This is a genomic window from Psychrobacter sp. LFX-11D (genome assembly GCF_904846475.1).
Lineage (GTDB): Bacteria > Pseudomonadota > Gammaproteobacteria > Pseudomonadales > Moraxellaceae > Psychrobacter > Psychrobacter cryohalolentis.
Window position 1 is genome coordinate 113,710 of record NZ_CAJHAV010000007.1, and the last position, 15,418, is coordinate 129,127.

At 42.6% G+C, this 15,418-nt stretch carries 7 protein-coding genes, 1 tRNA gene and 1 pseudogene; 4 read left to right on the top strand and 5 right to left on the bottom strand.

Annotation, left to right across the window (positions count from 1 at the left end; genetic code table 11):
• Positions 1 to 70: 70 nt before the first annotated feature.
• Both JMX75_RS07075 and JMX75_RS07080 read right to left on the bottom strand, forming a co-directional pair.
• The gene (locus tag JMX75_RS07075) at positions 71 to 4,528 is read right to left on the bottom strand and encodes a UvrD-helicase domain-containing protein (RefSeq protein ID WP_201531756.1); all 4,458 of its coding nucleotides are present in this window, start codon (positions 4,526 to 4,528) and stop codon (positions 71 to 73) included.
• A 64-nt stretch (positions 4,529 to 4,592) separates the two neighbouring features.
• Positions 4,593 to 9,101, bottom strand: coding sequence for an exodeoxyribonuclease V subunit gamma (locus JMX75_RS07080; protein WP_201531758.1), 4,509 nt, complete (start codon positions 9,099 to 9,101; stop codon positions 4,593 to 4,595).
• A gap of 377 nt (positions 9,102 to 9,478) precedes the next feature.
• On the opposite strand from JMX75_RS07080, the gene JMX75_RS07085 reads away from it, so the two are divergent.
• The 3 genes from JMX75_RS07085 to JMX75_RS07095 all read left to right on the top strand — a co-directional run bounded on the left by JMX75_RS07085 (position 9,479) and on the right by JMX75_RS07095 (position 10,977).
• Positions 9,479 to 9,982 carry a hypothetical protein gene (locus JMX75_RS07085; protein ID WP_201531760.1) on the top strand — a complete coding sequence of 168 codons (504 nt, stop codon included), beginning with the start codon at positions 9,479 to 9,481 and terminating at the stop codon, positions 9,980 to 9,982.
• A 37-nt stretch (positions 9,983 to 10,019) separates the two neighbouring features.
• Positions 10,020 to 10,829 (top strand): hypothetical protein, encoded by an 810-nt coding sequence (locus tag JMX75_RS07090; RefSeq protein ID WP_201531762.1) that lies wholly within the window; start codon positions 10,020 to 10,022, stop codon positions 10,827 to 10,829.
• A 72-nt stretch (positions 10,830 to 10,901) separates the two neighbouring features.
• Positions 10,902 to 10,977, top strand: a tRNA-Arg gene (locus tag JMX75_RS07095).
• A 295-nt stretch (positions 10,978 to 11,272) separates the two neighbouring features.
• Here JMX75_RS07095 and JMX75_RS07100 read toward each other — a convergent pair.
• A pseudogene (locus JMX75_RS07100) lies at positions 11,273 to 11,437 on the bottom strand (indolepyruvate ferredoxin oxidoreductase subunit alpha); the annotation flags it as partial.
• Positions 11,438 to 11,592: 155 nt separating this feature from the next.
• Between JMX75_RS07100 and JMX75_RS07105 the strand changes: the two are divergent.
• Complete coding sequence (locus tag JMX75_RS07105; protein ID WP_020443490.1) at positions 11,593 to 13,209, top strand: NAD(P)/FAD-dependent oxidoreductase; 1,617 nt, start codon at positions 11,593 to 11,595, stop codon at positions 13,207 to 13,209.
• 324 nt (positions 13,210 to 13,533) lie between these two features.
• On the opposite strand, the gene fecE is transcribed toward JMX75_RS07105, so the two are convergent.
• Both fecE and JMX75_RS07115 read right to left on the bottom strand, forming a co-directional pair.
• Positions 13,534 to 14,301 (bottom strand): Fe(3+) dicitrate ABC transporter ATP-binding protein FecE, encoded by a 768-nt coding sequence (gene fecE, locus JMX75_RS07110; protein ID WP_011513618.1) that lies wholly within the window; start codon positions 14,299 to 14,301, stop codon positions 13,534 to 13,536.
• The gene (locus JMX75_RS07115) at positions 14,301 to 15,332 is read right to left on the bottom strand and encodes a FecCD family ABC transporter permease (protein ID WP_201531764.1); all 1,032 of its coding nucleotides are present in this window, start codon (positions 15,330 to 15,332) and stop codon (positions 14,301 to 14,303) included. Before JMX75_RS07115 ends, fecE begins: the two co-directional genes overlap by 1 nt.
• Positions 15,333 to 15,418 lie beyond the last annotated feature (86 nt).

The window sequence follows — 15,418 nt, forward strand, 5'->3', positions numbered from 1 at the left end:
CTTGTCTCTATTTTTATCCAGTTAATCGCTATCATGGTTGTTTCTTATTTAATTCGCTATTTACGGCCCACTAATCTGGCAGGCCAAACAATGCATCTAGGGCCTTAATGAACTCAATTGGAATATCCCACGTGACTAATCCATAGCGGTCGTTGGGCATTGAGTGTCTATTATCAGCCTCTTTAACATCTTGCAATAGATCAGCAGCTATTTGAGGATTTGAATCATACACGCCCCGTAGAAAGACATACTCAACAGCGCCAAGATACTTATCTTCATTACCTGCATAATCACTAATTCTCATTGCAAGGAAACGATGTAACGCGACTTGATAAATCGCTGCCTGTAACCAATATCCTGCCTTTGACATTGCTTGTTTGAGTGTGCTTTCGTCATAATCGCTTAGGCTATTTCCTAAAAAATTACTCTTGTAATCGACAACGTAATACTTGCCAGCATGCTCATACACCAAATCGATTTCACCCCGCAGATAACGATACAAATGCGCTTTGTTTTGTGGAACAAGATTGACGTGTTTGTCCGCTTCATTCGGGAGATACTGCTGAAATAGGCTATTAATATCTTGCGCCTTAAAACGCTCTGATAGCCCCATATTAAACTCTAATTCAGCAAACCGCTGACTTGCATTGATAGAGCATAACGGTTGATTTGACGCTAATAACGGCGCCTTTAGAACCTCTTCAATCCAGTTAAGTAATGCCTCATGCTTTGTAGCATCTATTGAATCTAAGTCAGGTATACGACCATTTTCTCTATTCTTTGCTTGTAATAGTCGACTTTGCTGTTCAGCACTACTATAAACCAAAGGCAGCTGATAACTACTAACGGCCCTATCAATCACCTGAGACCACTGCGATTTATTATTGAAATCAATTTTTTCAAATATTTCATGCAAAAACGTACCAGCATTGGCGCCTTTGACAAAAGTAAAACGGATATCATCCTCTGATTTGAGGCTCAACTCACTGGCTGGTTCAAAAAAATCACTATTACTGGACGATACTACCGACTCTGTCATATCAATGACTATGGCATCATCCATACGTTCATCTACTACAGCCAGCGCCTGCGTAGATTCATCTAGCTGACGGGCTAAAGCCGTAAAACTGGTCTTGGCCCAACCATAAAAATAATTGGTTTTCATAACTTCTGCAAAAGGCGCGTACTCAATAGTCTCAGTTATAGATTTAGCAGTGGCAAGCGTTGCGTTACCCGCTAAGCCCAATGCATTAGCACCGTTACTGTCATTATTATAGAACTCATTGACATTATGCCCTCTAATGATGCCTATGGTGCCTTTGAGTCTATCAGGCAAATCAAACTTTGCCTCTGGTGATTCCAACCAATAGAACGCTGGCTTTAATTCAAAACCTGTTTTGTTATTAGGATCTCGCAACACCACATAAAGCTGCTCACTGGCACGCGTAAATGCCACATAACCAAGCCGTCGCAGCTCATCAAAGCCCTCTTGTGTCTCAATATCAGTGTAGTGACTTTCTGTGGTCACAGAGCCTTGTACGGGTGAGAAACGACGCTGGTTACCTGTTGATTGATTCTCTGCCGATTGCTGCATTAAAATCGACGGAGCTTGCTGGGCGTTGTATAGATACAGCCCAAACTTTTCATTATTGCCCGCCTTCCGACTAGCATCGCCCATACCCAATACATAGACAATGGGAAACTCAAGCCCTTTGGACTTGTGGATGGTCATAAGCTGCACGCCAGACTCTGTCGGTAGCGGGTATTGCTTAGCCCAATCGCTATTGGGAGCAGCATCTATATTTTGTCTAAACCAAACCAATAGTTCGTGCTCACTCATGCCGATACCATACTGCGCCAAGACATCCATCATATGACGCAAATCCATAATGTGACGATCGCCTTCTGGATGAGTTGCCAGAGCTTGCCAAACGCCTTGCGGCTGCACGGGGTTTTTATCTAATAAGTAATGTAATGCTGACAAAACACCAAAGTGCTGCCAGTTTTGAGCCGCTTGTTTTAGGTAGGTAATAAAGTCTTGATAGCTTTTTTTATTGTTAACTGCTTTCGTACTAGCGCTACTTAAGTGACTACCCTCTGTTACTCCTGACTCATGGTCAGTCATCATGGCTTTGACTTCTTTGATACTCAGGCCATACAGATGGCTAGTCAGCACCCGATTGATCATGTCATGACGATACGGATATAGCATGGCACTCAGCAATGCTGCCACATCTTCTGCCATAATCGTCTCAAAGATACTGACGTCACTGGTGGTCAAGGTCGGCACATTAAGTTTTACCAGCTCATCCTCAACCCGTTTTAAGTCTTTTTTGGTACGTGCCAGCACACCGATATCACTAGGCTGAATCGGTTTGCCTTTTAAGGTCTGACCACTAATGAGCAAGGTCGCTATATGACGGGCGGTGATTTCAAACTCATCATACTCAAGCTCTTTATCTTTATCATAAGGTAGATGCAACAAGCTCACTGGTTGAGCAGAAAGCACTTCTGTCACTAAAGCACTGTTTTGAGTAGTTGGCTCATTAAACCAAGACAGTTGGTTTTCTGGTTTAGAAGCTTTGATATGCTGATAATAAATACTGCTACCTAGCTGTGCTAATTTATTCTCAGCAGTCGTTATCGTTGGCATGCCAAACCAGCAATTTAGTGCATCAATTACACCAGCATTTGAGCGGCGGTTAATATCGAGCGTCCAAAGGCTACTTTTCTCAAACTGGGCTTTCATATAGTTGTAGTTGGCCACATCACCGCCACGAAACCCGTAAATGGCCTGCTTTGGATCACCCACTAATAACAGAAACTCATGACTGGCTTTATCACTAACGGAGTGTTTAAGTTTTCTTTTCGGCAGATAGATACTTTCAATCATAATGGCTTGCTCGCCGTTGATATCTTGCGACTCATCAATCAGAGCAACCGGATAATGATGACGAATATAACGTGCTAGCTTCTCTCCTTGCCGACCCGTTAACGCTTGATTTAAGCGCACCATTTGTAAACTAAAGGTCGTCTCACCGCGCTCTTCTAAGATAACTGGTAGCCTGTCACGTACCGCAAGCACGATATAGCGATTAAGGTTGGCTAAGATAGCCGTGACATACTCATCTAGCTTTCTACTTTCTTCGATATACCGTTTAAAATCACGAACGACCTGCAACTCGTTAAATATTAAATTAACTCTTTCACCATCTTTTGGCTTATAGAACTGCTTGCCTATATCATCCGTTTTCTGAAAAGCCTCAATCAACTTTCCTGTATAAGTTTTGGAGTCTGATATAGACTTATAAGCAGTTGGGCCAGAATCTTCTAATGTTTGGATGATTTTTGGCCAAGAGTCTCTGTTGTTTAATAATTGACCTTTCGGAACTTCATAATACTCGCCATCAGGCTTAAAAAAAACATCAAGCTCATCGCTGCGCTCAATGATAGTATTTATAAGCCGCTCATAGCCCTCAAAAGAAAAACTCTTTACTACAACGTCATCAATCGGCGCTGAAATAAAGTTAAGCGAACGAGTCACATATTTTTTATGATCGCTAACTGCAGTCAGCTTACCTTGCTGATCCATTAGCGCATATAGTTTAGGCTCCTCGTGATACAGTCTGCTTTGGAACTGCCTCAGCTCATCATGAATAATACTGTCAGTAACCTGCTCAATACTACTGTCTTCAATAATAGCCATACCTTGCTGATGACCGGTCTCGCTACTGTATTCAATCAACCACTTTTGCGCCAAACTGTCGAGTGTGCCTACAAACAGCTTATCCAACGTGGTTAGTACTAGCGCAGTGCGTCGAATGGCCTCCGCCATTGGATAGCTGTGGACATGATCAAGTAAAAACCCAGTCAAATGCAGATTAATGGGATCGTCCATAATGGCGTCTAAGCGTGCATATTTAGCCTGATTAACTAGCCAGTTTTCACGATCTTTTCTTACTTGTTTACGTTTCTCAGCCGCCGCTTGCTTATCAGCAGCAATGTCTTGATTGAACTCATCCGTCCCTGTCCCACCATTTGAATCAACGCTTGAACCTTTACCTGCTTGTTTATCCTTATTACTTTCAGGTGTTACCTGTAGTACATCAGGATATAAAGCATCCTTGTTATTGGGTTCAGCACTTAAACTATTCACCCACTGTAATAATTGATAAAAATCTATCAAACGATCATGAATGCGCTGACGCATCTCAGCGGCAGCGGCTCGAGTAAAGGTAGTGGCAATGATCTGCTCTGGCGCACGGCGCGCTTCAATGAGCAGTCGTAGCATAATGCCTGTGAGTGTCCAAGTCTTGCCTGTACCAGCTGAGGCTTCAATAAGATGCCGACCCATCAATGCAACATCTACCGCCGGTATCACATCCACCTTCTGCTCATTTATAACTCCACTCATAGCGTCATTCTCAGGCGTATCGAATCGGTTACGTGACTCATCTAGGTACTCATTGGATAAGTAAGGCTGTATAGATATATCAGCTATATCGCTTATATCGGTAAAATTAGTCATAGGAGCCTATACTTTTTATTATTATCAATTAAACCAAAGGGCAAAAACCAACCATTCGGAATAGCTAGCCATCTAGACTATCTAGTGCAGCAAACATTGGCTCATATAGCGGCTTCGCTAAGGTAGTTAACGCTGCTGATAGCGCTTTAAACGCATCTTGGTCACGCAGTACGTACTGCCAAATGGCGTGCTGCGAGCAAGTATCATATATCGTATCTGTGTGATAGCTAGGTCTTAACCAATCCGAGAAGTCTGCTCGTTTTGGCCAATAGCTACCGTTCTCACTCTCTTCAGATTTTAGGCACTTATCAAGATAACTGAGTGCATGTTCTGGCAAGAGTGTAATAGGTACTTGACCTGATAGCTTGGCAAAAATTGCCCATTTTATCAGCTCGGCCGCCGCATCTTCATACACAATCGGGCTTAGTTTAAATGCCATTACTTTGTCATATTTTTTGACTTGCGAATTAGGCTTATTAAAGCGCCAAATGCTCACACCATCATCTAATACCACTTGTTCGGTAGTGGTGCGTCTGGCTACTTGCCAATACAAATGCGACAACCAAAATTTGAGTAAATGCCTAGGACTGGCAGAATTGGGCAATATATTTAACCACTGTTTGGGAGATTGCTCGGCGTAGGACTTACCTGTCTGTAGATAAGAGCGACTATTATGAGCACCTATCGGCACTGATATTGATGCTAATATTGGCACTAATATTGGTACTGAGCCTTTTATTTTAATAATTTTAGGTAGCAACTTAAGCAGTGACTCATTATCAGCGCAATTTAATACAGCTGCTAGCTCTATCTGAATGGGGTGCTCAGAGGTTTGAGTCAGTAACTCTAAACCACCTGCGCTATCCTCTCCAACCTCATCAAAGCCATTAGCAACTAACTGCTCTTTGAACTCTAGACATTGCTGTTGCAGTTTTTGTTGTTGATTGGGCAACGTGGTTTGACGAGCCACACCTGCTGGCATGATTTTTTGATACATCAAGATTTGACTGTCTTGTTTAGCCTTCCCATCACTATTCTTATTGGTGGCATTATTGGTCAATTCATTTATCAAATGATCTTTGATTTGATAGGTAGTCAGACTGTCCAAGAATAGCGGCTCTTGTTGCGACAGTGCTTCTTCACCTTGCACTACATGCACTTTTTGAGTACGCAAAAAAGCCTTGGCAGGATGACGCACTTGATAGACCAATATTCCCTCAACGTCTATCTCTCCAATGTTAAATATAGTATCAAATAGGGTCTTGATGAGTGCCTCATTCATATCACTACTATCACTGGCATCAGCAGTATTATCTAGCGCTAGCATCTCAATTAATGCAGAGAATGTTTGATTATCTACTTGTCCCATCTGACCCAAACCTTGACCGAGAATCTGAGCAATAGATTCATATTGCCCTTTTGTAGGTAATCCTACTAGCTGTGGATGCTCGCTAGATACTCGACCCTTCAAGGTATCAAACACAGCTTGCCAAAGCGGTGCAGGCGGAAACTGTTTTTTCTGAGCCAGTTTGGTTTTGCGCATGGCTGTATTTAATAAATTATCCAGCTCGTCAATCATATCGACAGGGCTGGTATCCTGAGCATTGATATTAACGTTGGCATTAGCATTGCCATCAATATCAGGAGATGCTTGCTCAAAAACATCAGTGCCTTCAATTTCTGTCTCAAACAGACTCTCATGAAAAGGTAGTGCAGGATGCTCAGTCACTAACCACTGCTTAATTAATTTAGGCAAATAGCGCTTGAGACTCTCGGTAGTGGGATCAATATTCTCAGGTAATGTCTCAAGCGAGTTTACCTGCCATTGCACCTCACCTTGCAAGAACTGCAATAGCTCACTCACTGGGTTGGCTGGCAAATGCTCATGAGTATCCGTCAAGCTTTGGCCATTGTAGAACATCCAACATGCACTGCGCGCGCACAGTAGCGCATCTAAAAATGCGCCGTTGTCATCATCTTCACTGACTCTGTCACCGCGGCGTGCATTGGTCGCTTTCATCAAATCATAGCGGTTGTCACGATCACGCCCAGGAAACTCAGAGAGATCCATATTGAGCATCACCACTAACTCAAACGGCACGTTTCTTAGTGCACCAAATCGACCAAAGGTAATTACCCCAGTTGGCTCCGCACTGACCTGCTGACTTTCAAGCTCATTTTCGATACTGTCTAGCATAAAGCTCAGCTTGAGCGGCAACTGCTCCACACCTGACAGCCTCTGCTCCACTTCTCTGTTGTCGATATCACCACTAGCGTACTGCCTATAGTGACGATTGGCTCGCAGGCTTGACTTAAAGCCATTCATTGCATTATAGATGGCGCGCATGGTACGTGTTTGATCGACATCGCCAAAGTAACGATGAATGACTTGTGTCTCAATCTGATCGAGCCAATCTTCCGCTTTCATCTTTTGTGTATGATCATCACGTCGTGCGACCAAACCTGCATAAATACGGCAAAGCGCTTCAACAATCAACGCATCATTTAGGCTCACTTGTGGTAACGGTAATGTCATTTCTGGCAACGCAGTACTTGGCCATTCATCGTCATTCAGAGTATATAAACAATTGCTTAGCTCAGCCTCTGGCATCACTAGACCTAAAGTTAATCTATCTAATGCCTGTGCAAAGCTAAAGCGATAGTCGTAATCGTTACTGTCCAAAGTTTGCTTAAGATGTTGCTCATCAAAACCACGGATAAAGCCCGCCTCTACCAACAAGTCACAACCACGGCTCATCTGCTCATGAGTCAGCCCAAAGCTTTCAAATAAAGGAGGCAACATGAGCCAATCTAAGACTTCAGCCGCTTCAAAACGGGCGCTATGGCTACCCAATAGTTTATAAAAACCAATAATGGCTTCCCATAACTGGCGAATGTCTGCATCGACAACACCAGTCACCTTAGCAGGCAGAGTCAAACCATCCTGACCTTTGCCATTAACAAAAATAGAGCTGATCAGCGCATGATGCCGCTCAACATCAGGTAGCAGCACAACAATGTCAGAGATATGGCGCTTTTTCTCACCAGTTTTGATGGGTTCATTCAGCCAGCGCCCAATCATGATACGTAGTACTTCAAGCTGGCGCTGTAAACTGTGGCACGAATGGATGCTTAGGCTATTATCTTGCGCAGACATTGCCCAAAAGCGGTCTTTTTCAAAGCGCTTATTCTCTAACGCCTCATCTTCATACCATGGTGTTTGATGCGGCTCTTGATCAAAGCCCAGCTCTATTTGCTTACTCATCTCCTGCGAAACTTTTGCAGCCGTCGCTTGCTGGGTCGATTGCTCATCAAGCATCAACACATCGTTTTGCAAACGTCTAAGTAAGCTTGGACTGTTTTGCGCAGTTTGAAAACTGCCGCTTACATCAGCATCATAGACGCTATCATCAAAGCCGAATTCATCATACAAGTCATCATCGCCGTTTTCGCCAATACTAAAGCTATCTTGCCATTCTACAAGCGCATCTTGGTATTGCTCATTACCTGACAAGTTGGCAAGCATGGCAAAGGTATCGCGCGATTGTTTACCCAAACGAGACAGCAGACTGTGTCCATAGTCACGCAAGAACACGCTTTCAGGATTAATAATCTGTTGGCGCTGTAACCACGACTTATCAACAATGTCCGCCCAAAAAAGCTTCGATGGATTGTAATGCAACAGTGTGATATCCATGTATTGCGATAAGCGCTGCAAAAAGTCCAGCTCAGTCTGTGGCAACTGCTGGATGGTAAAAATACGCAGCACTTTGGGTAACTGACTTTGCTCGCCAGCCTTATTTGACTTTAGTGCTTGCCAAAACACCTCTTCCAGTACAACACGGTGCTGATGCACATCGGCAAATAAATGCGACCATAAGAAGCGTTGAGCAATTTCTAACTCAACATAATGCTCGACCAACCACTCAGGCGTGCCACGCGCATATTTATCAAAGCGCAGGGATAAGGCATCTTTATCCGCTATCAACTCATTCACATTCAGCGGTTTATTATGCGACCATAATGCCAACCAATCCTCACGATGGGTCAAATAGCGATTAAACACCCTCGCCAGATCATTTGACAGCTGCCAAATACGCGCATCTTGCTGCGACTTATCTTGTCGTACATTGTCTTGCTCAACCCCTTCTTGTAGCTCATCAATCAAAGACGCCAGCAGCGGATTCACCGGATGTTTTTCATCTTTAATAATCGACTCTTGGTAGTAAGTCAGATACCCAAACAATCGCCATTGCATGACCGTTGGTGACAATACTGCCACTTCAGGAACATTCAAGGTTGCTGTATCAGGGTCCCGCTCTAACAGATATGCATTATGGCGGGTTAACACATCCTGCATAAGTGTCCACTGATATTGACCCCAAAACTTAGTACGCACCAAGGTACTAATACCAGCACGGCTAGCAATAGTTTTATCTAACCAATCACCCAATACCATTGAAGGCACAATGACAATAAAAGGCTCAAAAACAGGCTGATTTTTGGACTGATATTGTACAAGAAGCTGATCAACAAGATTTTCGGTACGATGGGATTGTATAATGGTAAACATAGAGGATAGTCTGATTGAGGTAACAGGAGAATAAAGGGATTGATAAAAAATACATGCTCGAGATAGCACGCAAACATTCATAGTAAAATTTTGAGTGTAATAACAACGCTGTAGGCGGCAATACTTGTCAATCCATGTTTAGCAGTCGTCAATGGATGACATTTCTGCTAGCATGACGCTGTTAAATCAAACTGCATTGGTAAACCCTCATGTATATCCGCTTACAGACTCTCTTGTAAGGCGAATAGTAATCTGGCTATTAGTTTGCCATTGTTCGTCAACGTTTACTAGCATATAAACCACTGATAAAAACACACTGCGACAATAGATGTCGCTGCGTTTTACCTCAATTCTTAGTGATGAGACAATTTAATACTATGCCCTTGCGTCCCATTGATGCCATTTTCATTCATCCTAAACGACGTTTATATGTCGTATACTACCGCGGTGAGCTTTGGCAATTGCCACGCATGAAAATAGATGATCAATCTTGGCAAAATAGACAGCCATATAAGGATGACAGTCGTGGACTCTATCTGAGTATTCATCAAGCCATAAGCGACCCTATTTTGGCACAAAAATTACGGACCCTAAATCTACCTATGGCAGTACGTGGAAGCACCTTATCACGCTTCGAGGCATGGTGGGAAACTCACGGCTTTGAATGGCTTAAAGACAAACTAAGTGCAGGACAATCACCATTGGCGGCGCATCAAACCTCCACAAAAATGATTGACAATCAACCCTCTTCCCCTTCAAACTACCTCTCTGCTCTGGCAAGTAGCAATAATACCACTGCTCATAAAAACCCAGAACAAACTGATATTTTTTCGGATATGCTGGCGGATTTAGCAGATGAAGTGCTGCATCAACCGCTCTAAACCACATTTAAACCAACAATAAGAAGATCGGTACCATATGAAAGACTACAAGCTGCTACTGGCTGGGCTCATTTTACTGCTGCTGATTATTTTTATCGCCATCTTTACTTGGTTATGGACCAGCAATCGTAAAAACATGGATCCATTGCCTATTATGTCAAATGAGAGTGGATCCACTGCTTCCGCGGAAGAAGATGGAGAGACGGTTGCCAAAAGCACTTTGCACATACAAGCAGAAGAAAAAATACAAGTGCCTTTAGACGCTGTGATTTCAAGTTTTCAATCTCGTTATCCCAATGTAGAAATCATGACAAGTTATGTCGCCTCTGTTGCACTTTTGACGCTATCGGATAATAAAGTAGCCGATAATGAGCCGTCTTTATTTATTGTTGATACCGATATCATTATTGCTGATGGCAATTTATCGGCAGCGCGCTTAGCACCATTACAAGAAAAATTAAAAATAGCACAAGATGAACAAAACCAGAGCAAGGCAAAAAATGGCATGGTAGAAGATACTATCGATGCAGATAGTAATGCTGATGAAATCGCTGCTAAAGGTGAAGCTGATAATACAAACACTCGAAGTCTTGTATCGTTTAGTTATGCCTTAAAAGACAAGAAAAAAGTAGACGGTGTCATCTTAACTCAAAATCCTATTGCACTTAACTTTCGAAACTTTTTACTCTCAAGTACAGGGCAAGATATATTAAGTAGACACGATTATGAAAATATCGATGGCTATCAAAACGATATGGCAAACCTTTTTAAGTCAAATACGCAAGGCAAAAAAGCAACAGGCGAGTTGACAGTAGATGTCGCTGACGCTATCAGTATTGCTAAATAAATACAAAACCCTCTACTTACTCGGTATTAATTGATTTTATAAGTGCTTTTTTCTACAATAGCATTCTATTATGCGCCTATAGCTCAACAGGATAGAGCAGTTGCCTCCTAAGCGATCGATCGGGGTTCAAGTCCCTGTAGGCGCACCAACAAACATAGCGATATAACACGATAAACCCTTGTAAGCCACTCGCTGCAAGGGTTTTTTATTGTTTAATATACGGTAGTCACCGATTAATAACGGTATCTACCACTTGTACACGGTGAAAATAACGGTATCATAGACGGTATTAACCGATACCGCCAAACACTCAATATCCAAAAAAGTTACACTCTATGGTGATGGCAAAAATCTATATCTTATATAACGTCTGAATGGATATTTATTTTAGCAGATGGCTTTTCGATAGGTCTTTTCTAAAATCTTGGTTTCGATACTAGTGTAATAGAATTGGCTGGGCATTCAGGCTCACACAAGCTGCAATCTATGCAATTATCAGGATCTATCGCTAAAAAGTTAGGACCTTCAAAAAATGCATCCACGGGACATACTGCAACACAGTCCGTGTATATGCATTTAATGCAGTTATCATCAACGATGAACGCCATAAAAATTATCATTTATAATTCAAGATGGCGGATCATTTTCAAACTACAATACAAATCCGTAAATTTACCCTGCGTAAGTAAAATATTTATTCGCTTATTTGTATCAGTACCAGTAAAATGCGAGACTGTTTTCTACACGAGTTTATGAGTAACCAATGATACGTTTAACTGAAATTAAATTGCCATTAAATCATGCACCTGAAGATTTAACGACTGCTATAACGACAAAACTTAAAATTTCTGCTGAGCAGATGGTGTCATTTGTGATGTTTAAACGTGGTTATGATGCTCGTAATAAAAGAAATATCCAATTAATTTATACGCTAGACATCACACTGACCGACTCGGATTTAACCAATGATTTACTGGTTCAATTTGAGTCAGATAACCACGTTAAAGCAACACCAGATACCAGCTACAAATATGTAGGTAAAGCGCCAGAAGATTTAACTGAGCGTCCTGTTGTTATTGGTTTTGGACCTTGTGGTTTATTAGCAGCACTTACTCTTGCCCAAATGGGCTTTAAACCTATTATCATTGAACGCGGTAATGAAGTCAGACAACGCACCAAAGACACCTTTGGCTTTTGGCGTCAGCGTAAATTAAACACTGAATCAAACGTACAATTCGGTGAAGGCGGAGCCGGTACCTTTTCCGATGGTAAATTATATAGCCAAGTGAAAGATCCAAATCATTATGGCCGTAAAGTCATGACTGAATTTGTAAAAGCTGGCGCACCAGATGAGATTTTATTTGTCAGTAAACCGCACATAGGTACTTATAAGTTAGTCACTATGGTAGAAAAAATGCGTGCCGAGATCATAGAACTTGGTGGTGAAGTCCGTTTTGCTACTCGCGTAGATGACTTGCATATAACTGACTCAAAAGTAACTGGCGTGACACTTAATAGTGGCGAAACCTTAAAAACTAACCATGTTGTTTTAGCTGTTGGTCATAGCGCCCGTGATACCTTCCAAATGATCTATGATAAAGGCGTGTATGTTGAAGCAAAACCTTTCTCGATTGGTTTTAGGATTGAACATAAACAGTCAACCATAGACCAAGCACGCTTTGGTGACAATGCTGGAAACGAAATACTTGGCGCTGCGGATTATAAACTGGTTCATCATTGTAAAAATGGTCGTTCTGTTTATAGCTTCTGTATGTGTCCAGGTGGAACTGTTGTTGCCGCAGCATCAGAAGAAGGCCGTGTTGTCACTAACGGCATGAGCCAATATTCAAGGAACGAGCGTAACGCCAACAGTGCTATTGTTGTCGGCATCGACCCAGAGCGAGATTACCCAAACCACCCTCTTGCTGGTATCGACTTACAAAGACAACTAGAAACCTTAGCGTTTGAATTAGGCGGTAAAGACTACAGTGCCCCAGCGCAAACCATTGGCGATTTCTTAAAAGGTAAGCCAGACTCAGAATTGGGCGATGTTAACCCGTCTTATACACCGGGCATTACCTTAACCGACTTAAGCAAAGCTTTACCTGACTTTGCCGTGGATGCCATACGCGAAGCCATTCCAGCGTTTAATAAAAAAATCCAAGGGTTTTCATCTGACGACGGTTTACTCACTGGCGTAGAAACCAGAACATCGTCACCAATCAGTATTAAACGCAATAAAGAATTCCAAAGCATTAATACCAAAGGCTTATTCCCTGCAGGCGAAGGCGCTGGCTACGCAGGTGGCATATTATCAGCAGGGATTGATGGCATTAAAGTGGCCGAAGCTGTGGCGAAATCGATGTTGAAGATAGATTAAGAGCGGCTTTAGGCAATTATTAAAGCAGGTTAAGTTTCAGTCAAACATTATACTAATTCTGATAAACAATATTGCTGATCGTTTATCAGAATTTTTAATGATCAATTTGTGTATGTGAAATAAGCAAGAACTATAGTTAACTACAACCTAAACGATTTGCACGCTCCTACATATAATCGTCAGGATACTATTCGACATCGATTTGTGAGGCTTCATTAGGTATTTTGGTCGGTGCTTTGTGTCTGGTTGTTTTAGGCTCTAAGTCCTGCTGCCAGCTGTAAATGTACTGGTGCTCAGCTGATAAAAGATAGCGGCGCAGGCATGCTATAAATACACACACATGGGTGAACCTGCTACAGGGTCTGTAATCACTTTGGCTTGCACGTCAAATATATCAGCAAGCATTCCCTCCGTCACCACCTCACAAGGGGTGCCCATTATTTGCAGTTCGCCCGACTTTAGCACCACCAATAAATCACAATATCTCGCTGCTTGGTTGAGGTCATGGAGCACAACTATAATGCTTTTGCCGTTGTCTTTTAATTCTCGTATGAGTCGCATCAGCTCTATTTGGTAAGAGATATCTAGATAGGTAGTTGGTTCATCCAGCATGATAATATCCGTATCCTGCGCTAAAACCATCGCGAGCCAAGCGCGCTGCTGTTGACCGCCAGATAAGGCTTCAAGTGATGTCTCAGCTAGAGATTGAATAGACATCTCATTTATAACGCTATCTACTATCTGGTTGTCTGTCGCGCTCAACTTACCCCAATGTGAGACATAGGGCGTTCTGCCATACTCAACCAACTGTCTGACAGTCAAGCCTTCAGGATTGGTCTGTACTTGTGGCAATACCGATATCTGACGAGCAATCTGCCGATTATTCAATTGCGCCATATCTTGTTGTCTAAGTAAGATTCTGCCCGATTGAGGTTGAATCAGCCGGCACAAGCCTTTTAATAGCGTAGATTTTCCGCAACCATTTGGACCAATGAGTCCAATGACTTTATTTTCTGGCAACTCAAGGGACAAGTTTTTGATAACTGTCTGTCCGCCATGATAGCCAAGCTGTAGTTCATTCACTGATAGCATCACCACCCCTTATAGCGCGATAGCAAAAAGATAAAATAAGGCGCACCGATCACTGAGGTTAAGACGCCAGCTGGTAGCTCAATTGGCGCAAATAGACTGCGTGCCAATACATCTGCGGTGACTAAAATGATCGCGCCTATCAGCGCTGACGCTGGCAACAAGATGCGGTGCTGATGCCCAAAGAGCAATCGTGCGATATGCGGCGCGAGTAAACCAATAAAACTGACTGTCCCTGCCACCGACACCGCCAAACTCGCAATCACCACTGCGATAAATAATGTAGTAAATTCTAATGGCTTGACTGACACACCAAGATGATATGCCGTTTCCTCGCCAAGTCCCAATACATCTAAACGCCATGCTAAATACATACTGATGACCATTAATACGGCAAATATTATCGTTAACATGGGAATATGTTGCCAGCTGCGACCCCACAAGCTACCAGTTAACCAAATCATTGCGGTGTTAATTTCAACTGGATAAATGACCAGTAAAAAATTAATCCCACTGGCTAAAAAGGCACTAATGGCGACGCCAATCAATGCCAAACGTGCTGGCGTTGGCTGAGATATCTGTGCCAACAGCATGATAAAACAAAAGGCCAATAATCCGCCAAGTAAAGCTGCGACAGATAGCCACCACGTTGGTGCCGCAGGAAGCATAACCAGCAACAAAGTCGCGCAAAACCCTGCGCCAGCACTGATACCCATCAAGTCAGGTGATGCTAACGGGTTACGAATGACCCCTTGAACCAATGAGCCTGATAAACCGAGACTTGCCCCGACTAAAATTGATAATATCGTGCGTGGCAATCGATGTTGCCAAACAATAAAGTCTTCGTCGCCGCCAAAACCTTGCTGTAAATGCTGCCAGATTTGCACTAGCGTTAATTCACTGGCACCAAAAAAGATGCTGCTAATACTGAGTATCAATAGCAGCACAATAATCAGTACCACCGCCCTACTTGCCGATTTACGAGCAAATAGTGAGTTTGAGCGCGATGAAGAAGCTTTAGTTTGTATCGTCATTCGTTGTTTACTTTTGTTGCTGGATAGGATTTTGAATCGCTTTTAGTTATAGTTAAAATATCTCAAAAACGCTAAAGTACTGCTGG

Excerpts from the sequence above, each read along its gene's own strand:
- JMX75_RS07105 (WP_020443490.1), top strand. The coding sequence starts at position 11,593 with ATGATACGTTTAACTGAAATTAAATTGCCATTAAATCATGCACCTGAA.
- JMX75_RS07080 (WP_201531758.1), bottom strand. The coding sequence starts at position 9,101 with ATGTTTACCATTATACAATCCCATCGTACCGAAAATCTTGTTGATCAG.
- JMX75_RS07115 (WP_201531764.1), bottom strand. The coding sequence starts at position 15,332 with ATGACGATACAAACTAAAGCTTCTTCATCGCGCTCAAACTCACTATTT.
- JMX75_RS07085 (WP_201531760.1), top strand. The coding sequence starts at position 9,479 with ATGCCCTTGCGTCCCATTGATGCCATTTTCATTCATCCTAAACGACGT.
- JMX75_RS07090 (WP_201531762.1), top strand. The coding sequence starts at position 10,020 with ATGAAAGACTACAAGCTGCTACTGGCTGGGCTCATTTTACTGCTGCTG.
- JMX75_RS07075 (WP_201531756.1), bottom strand. The coding sequence starts at position 4,528 with ATGACTAATTTTACCGATATAAGCGATATAGCTGATATATCTATACAG.
- fecE (WP_011513618.1), bottom strand. The coding sequence starts at position 14,301 with ATGCTATCAGTGAATGAACTACAGCTTGGCTATCATGGCGGACAGACA.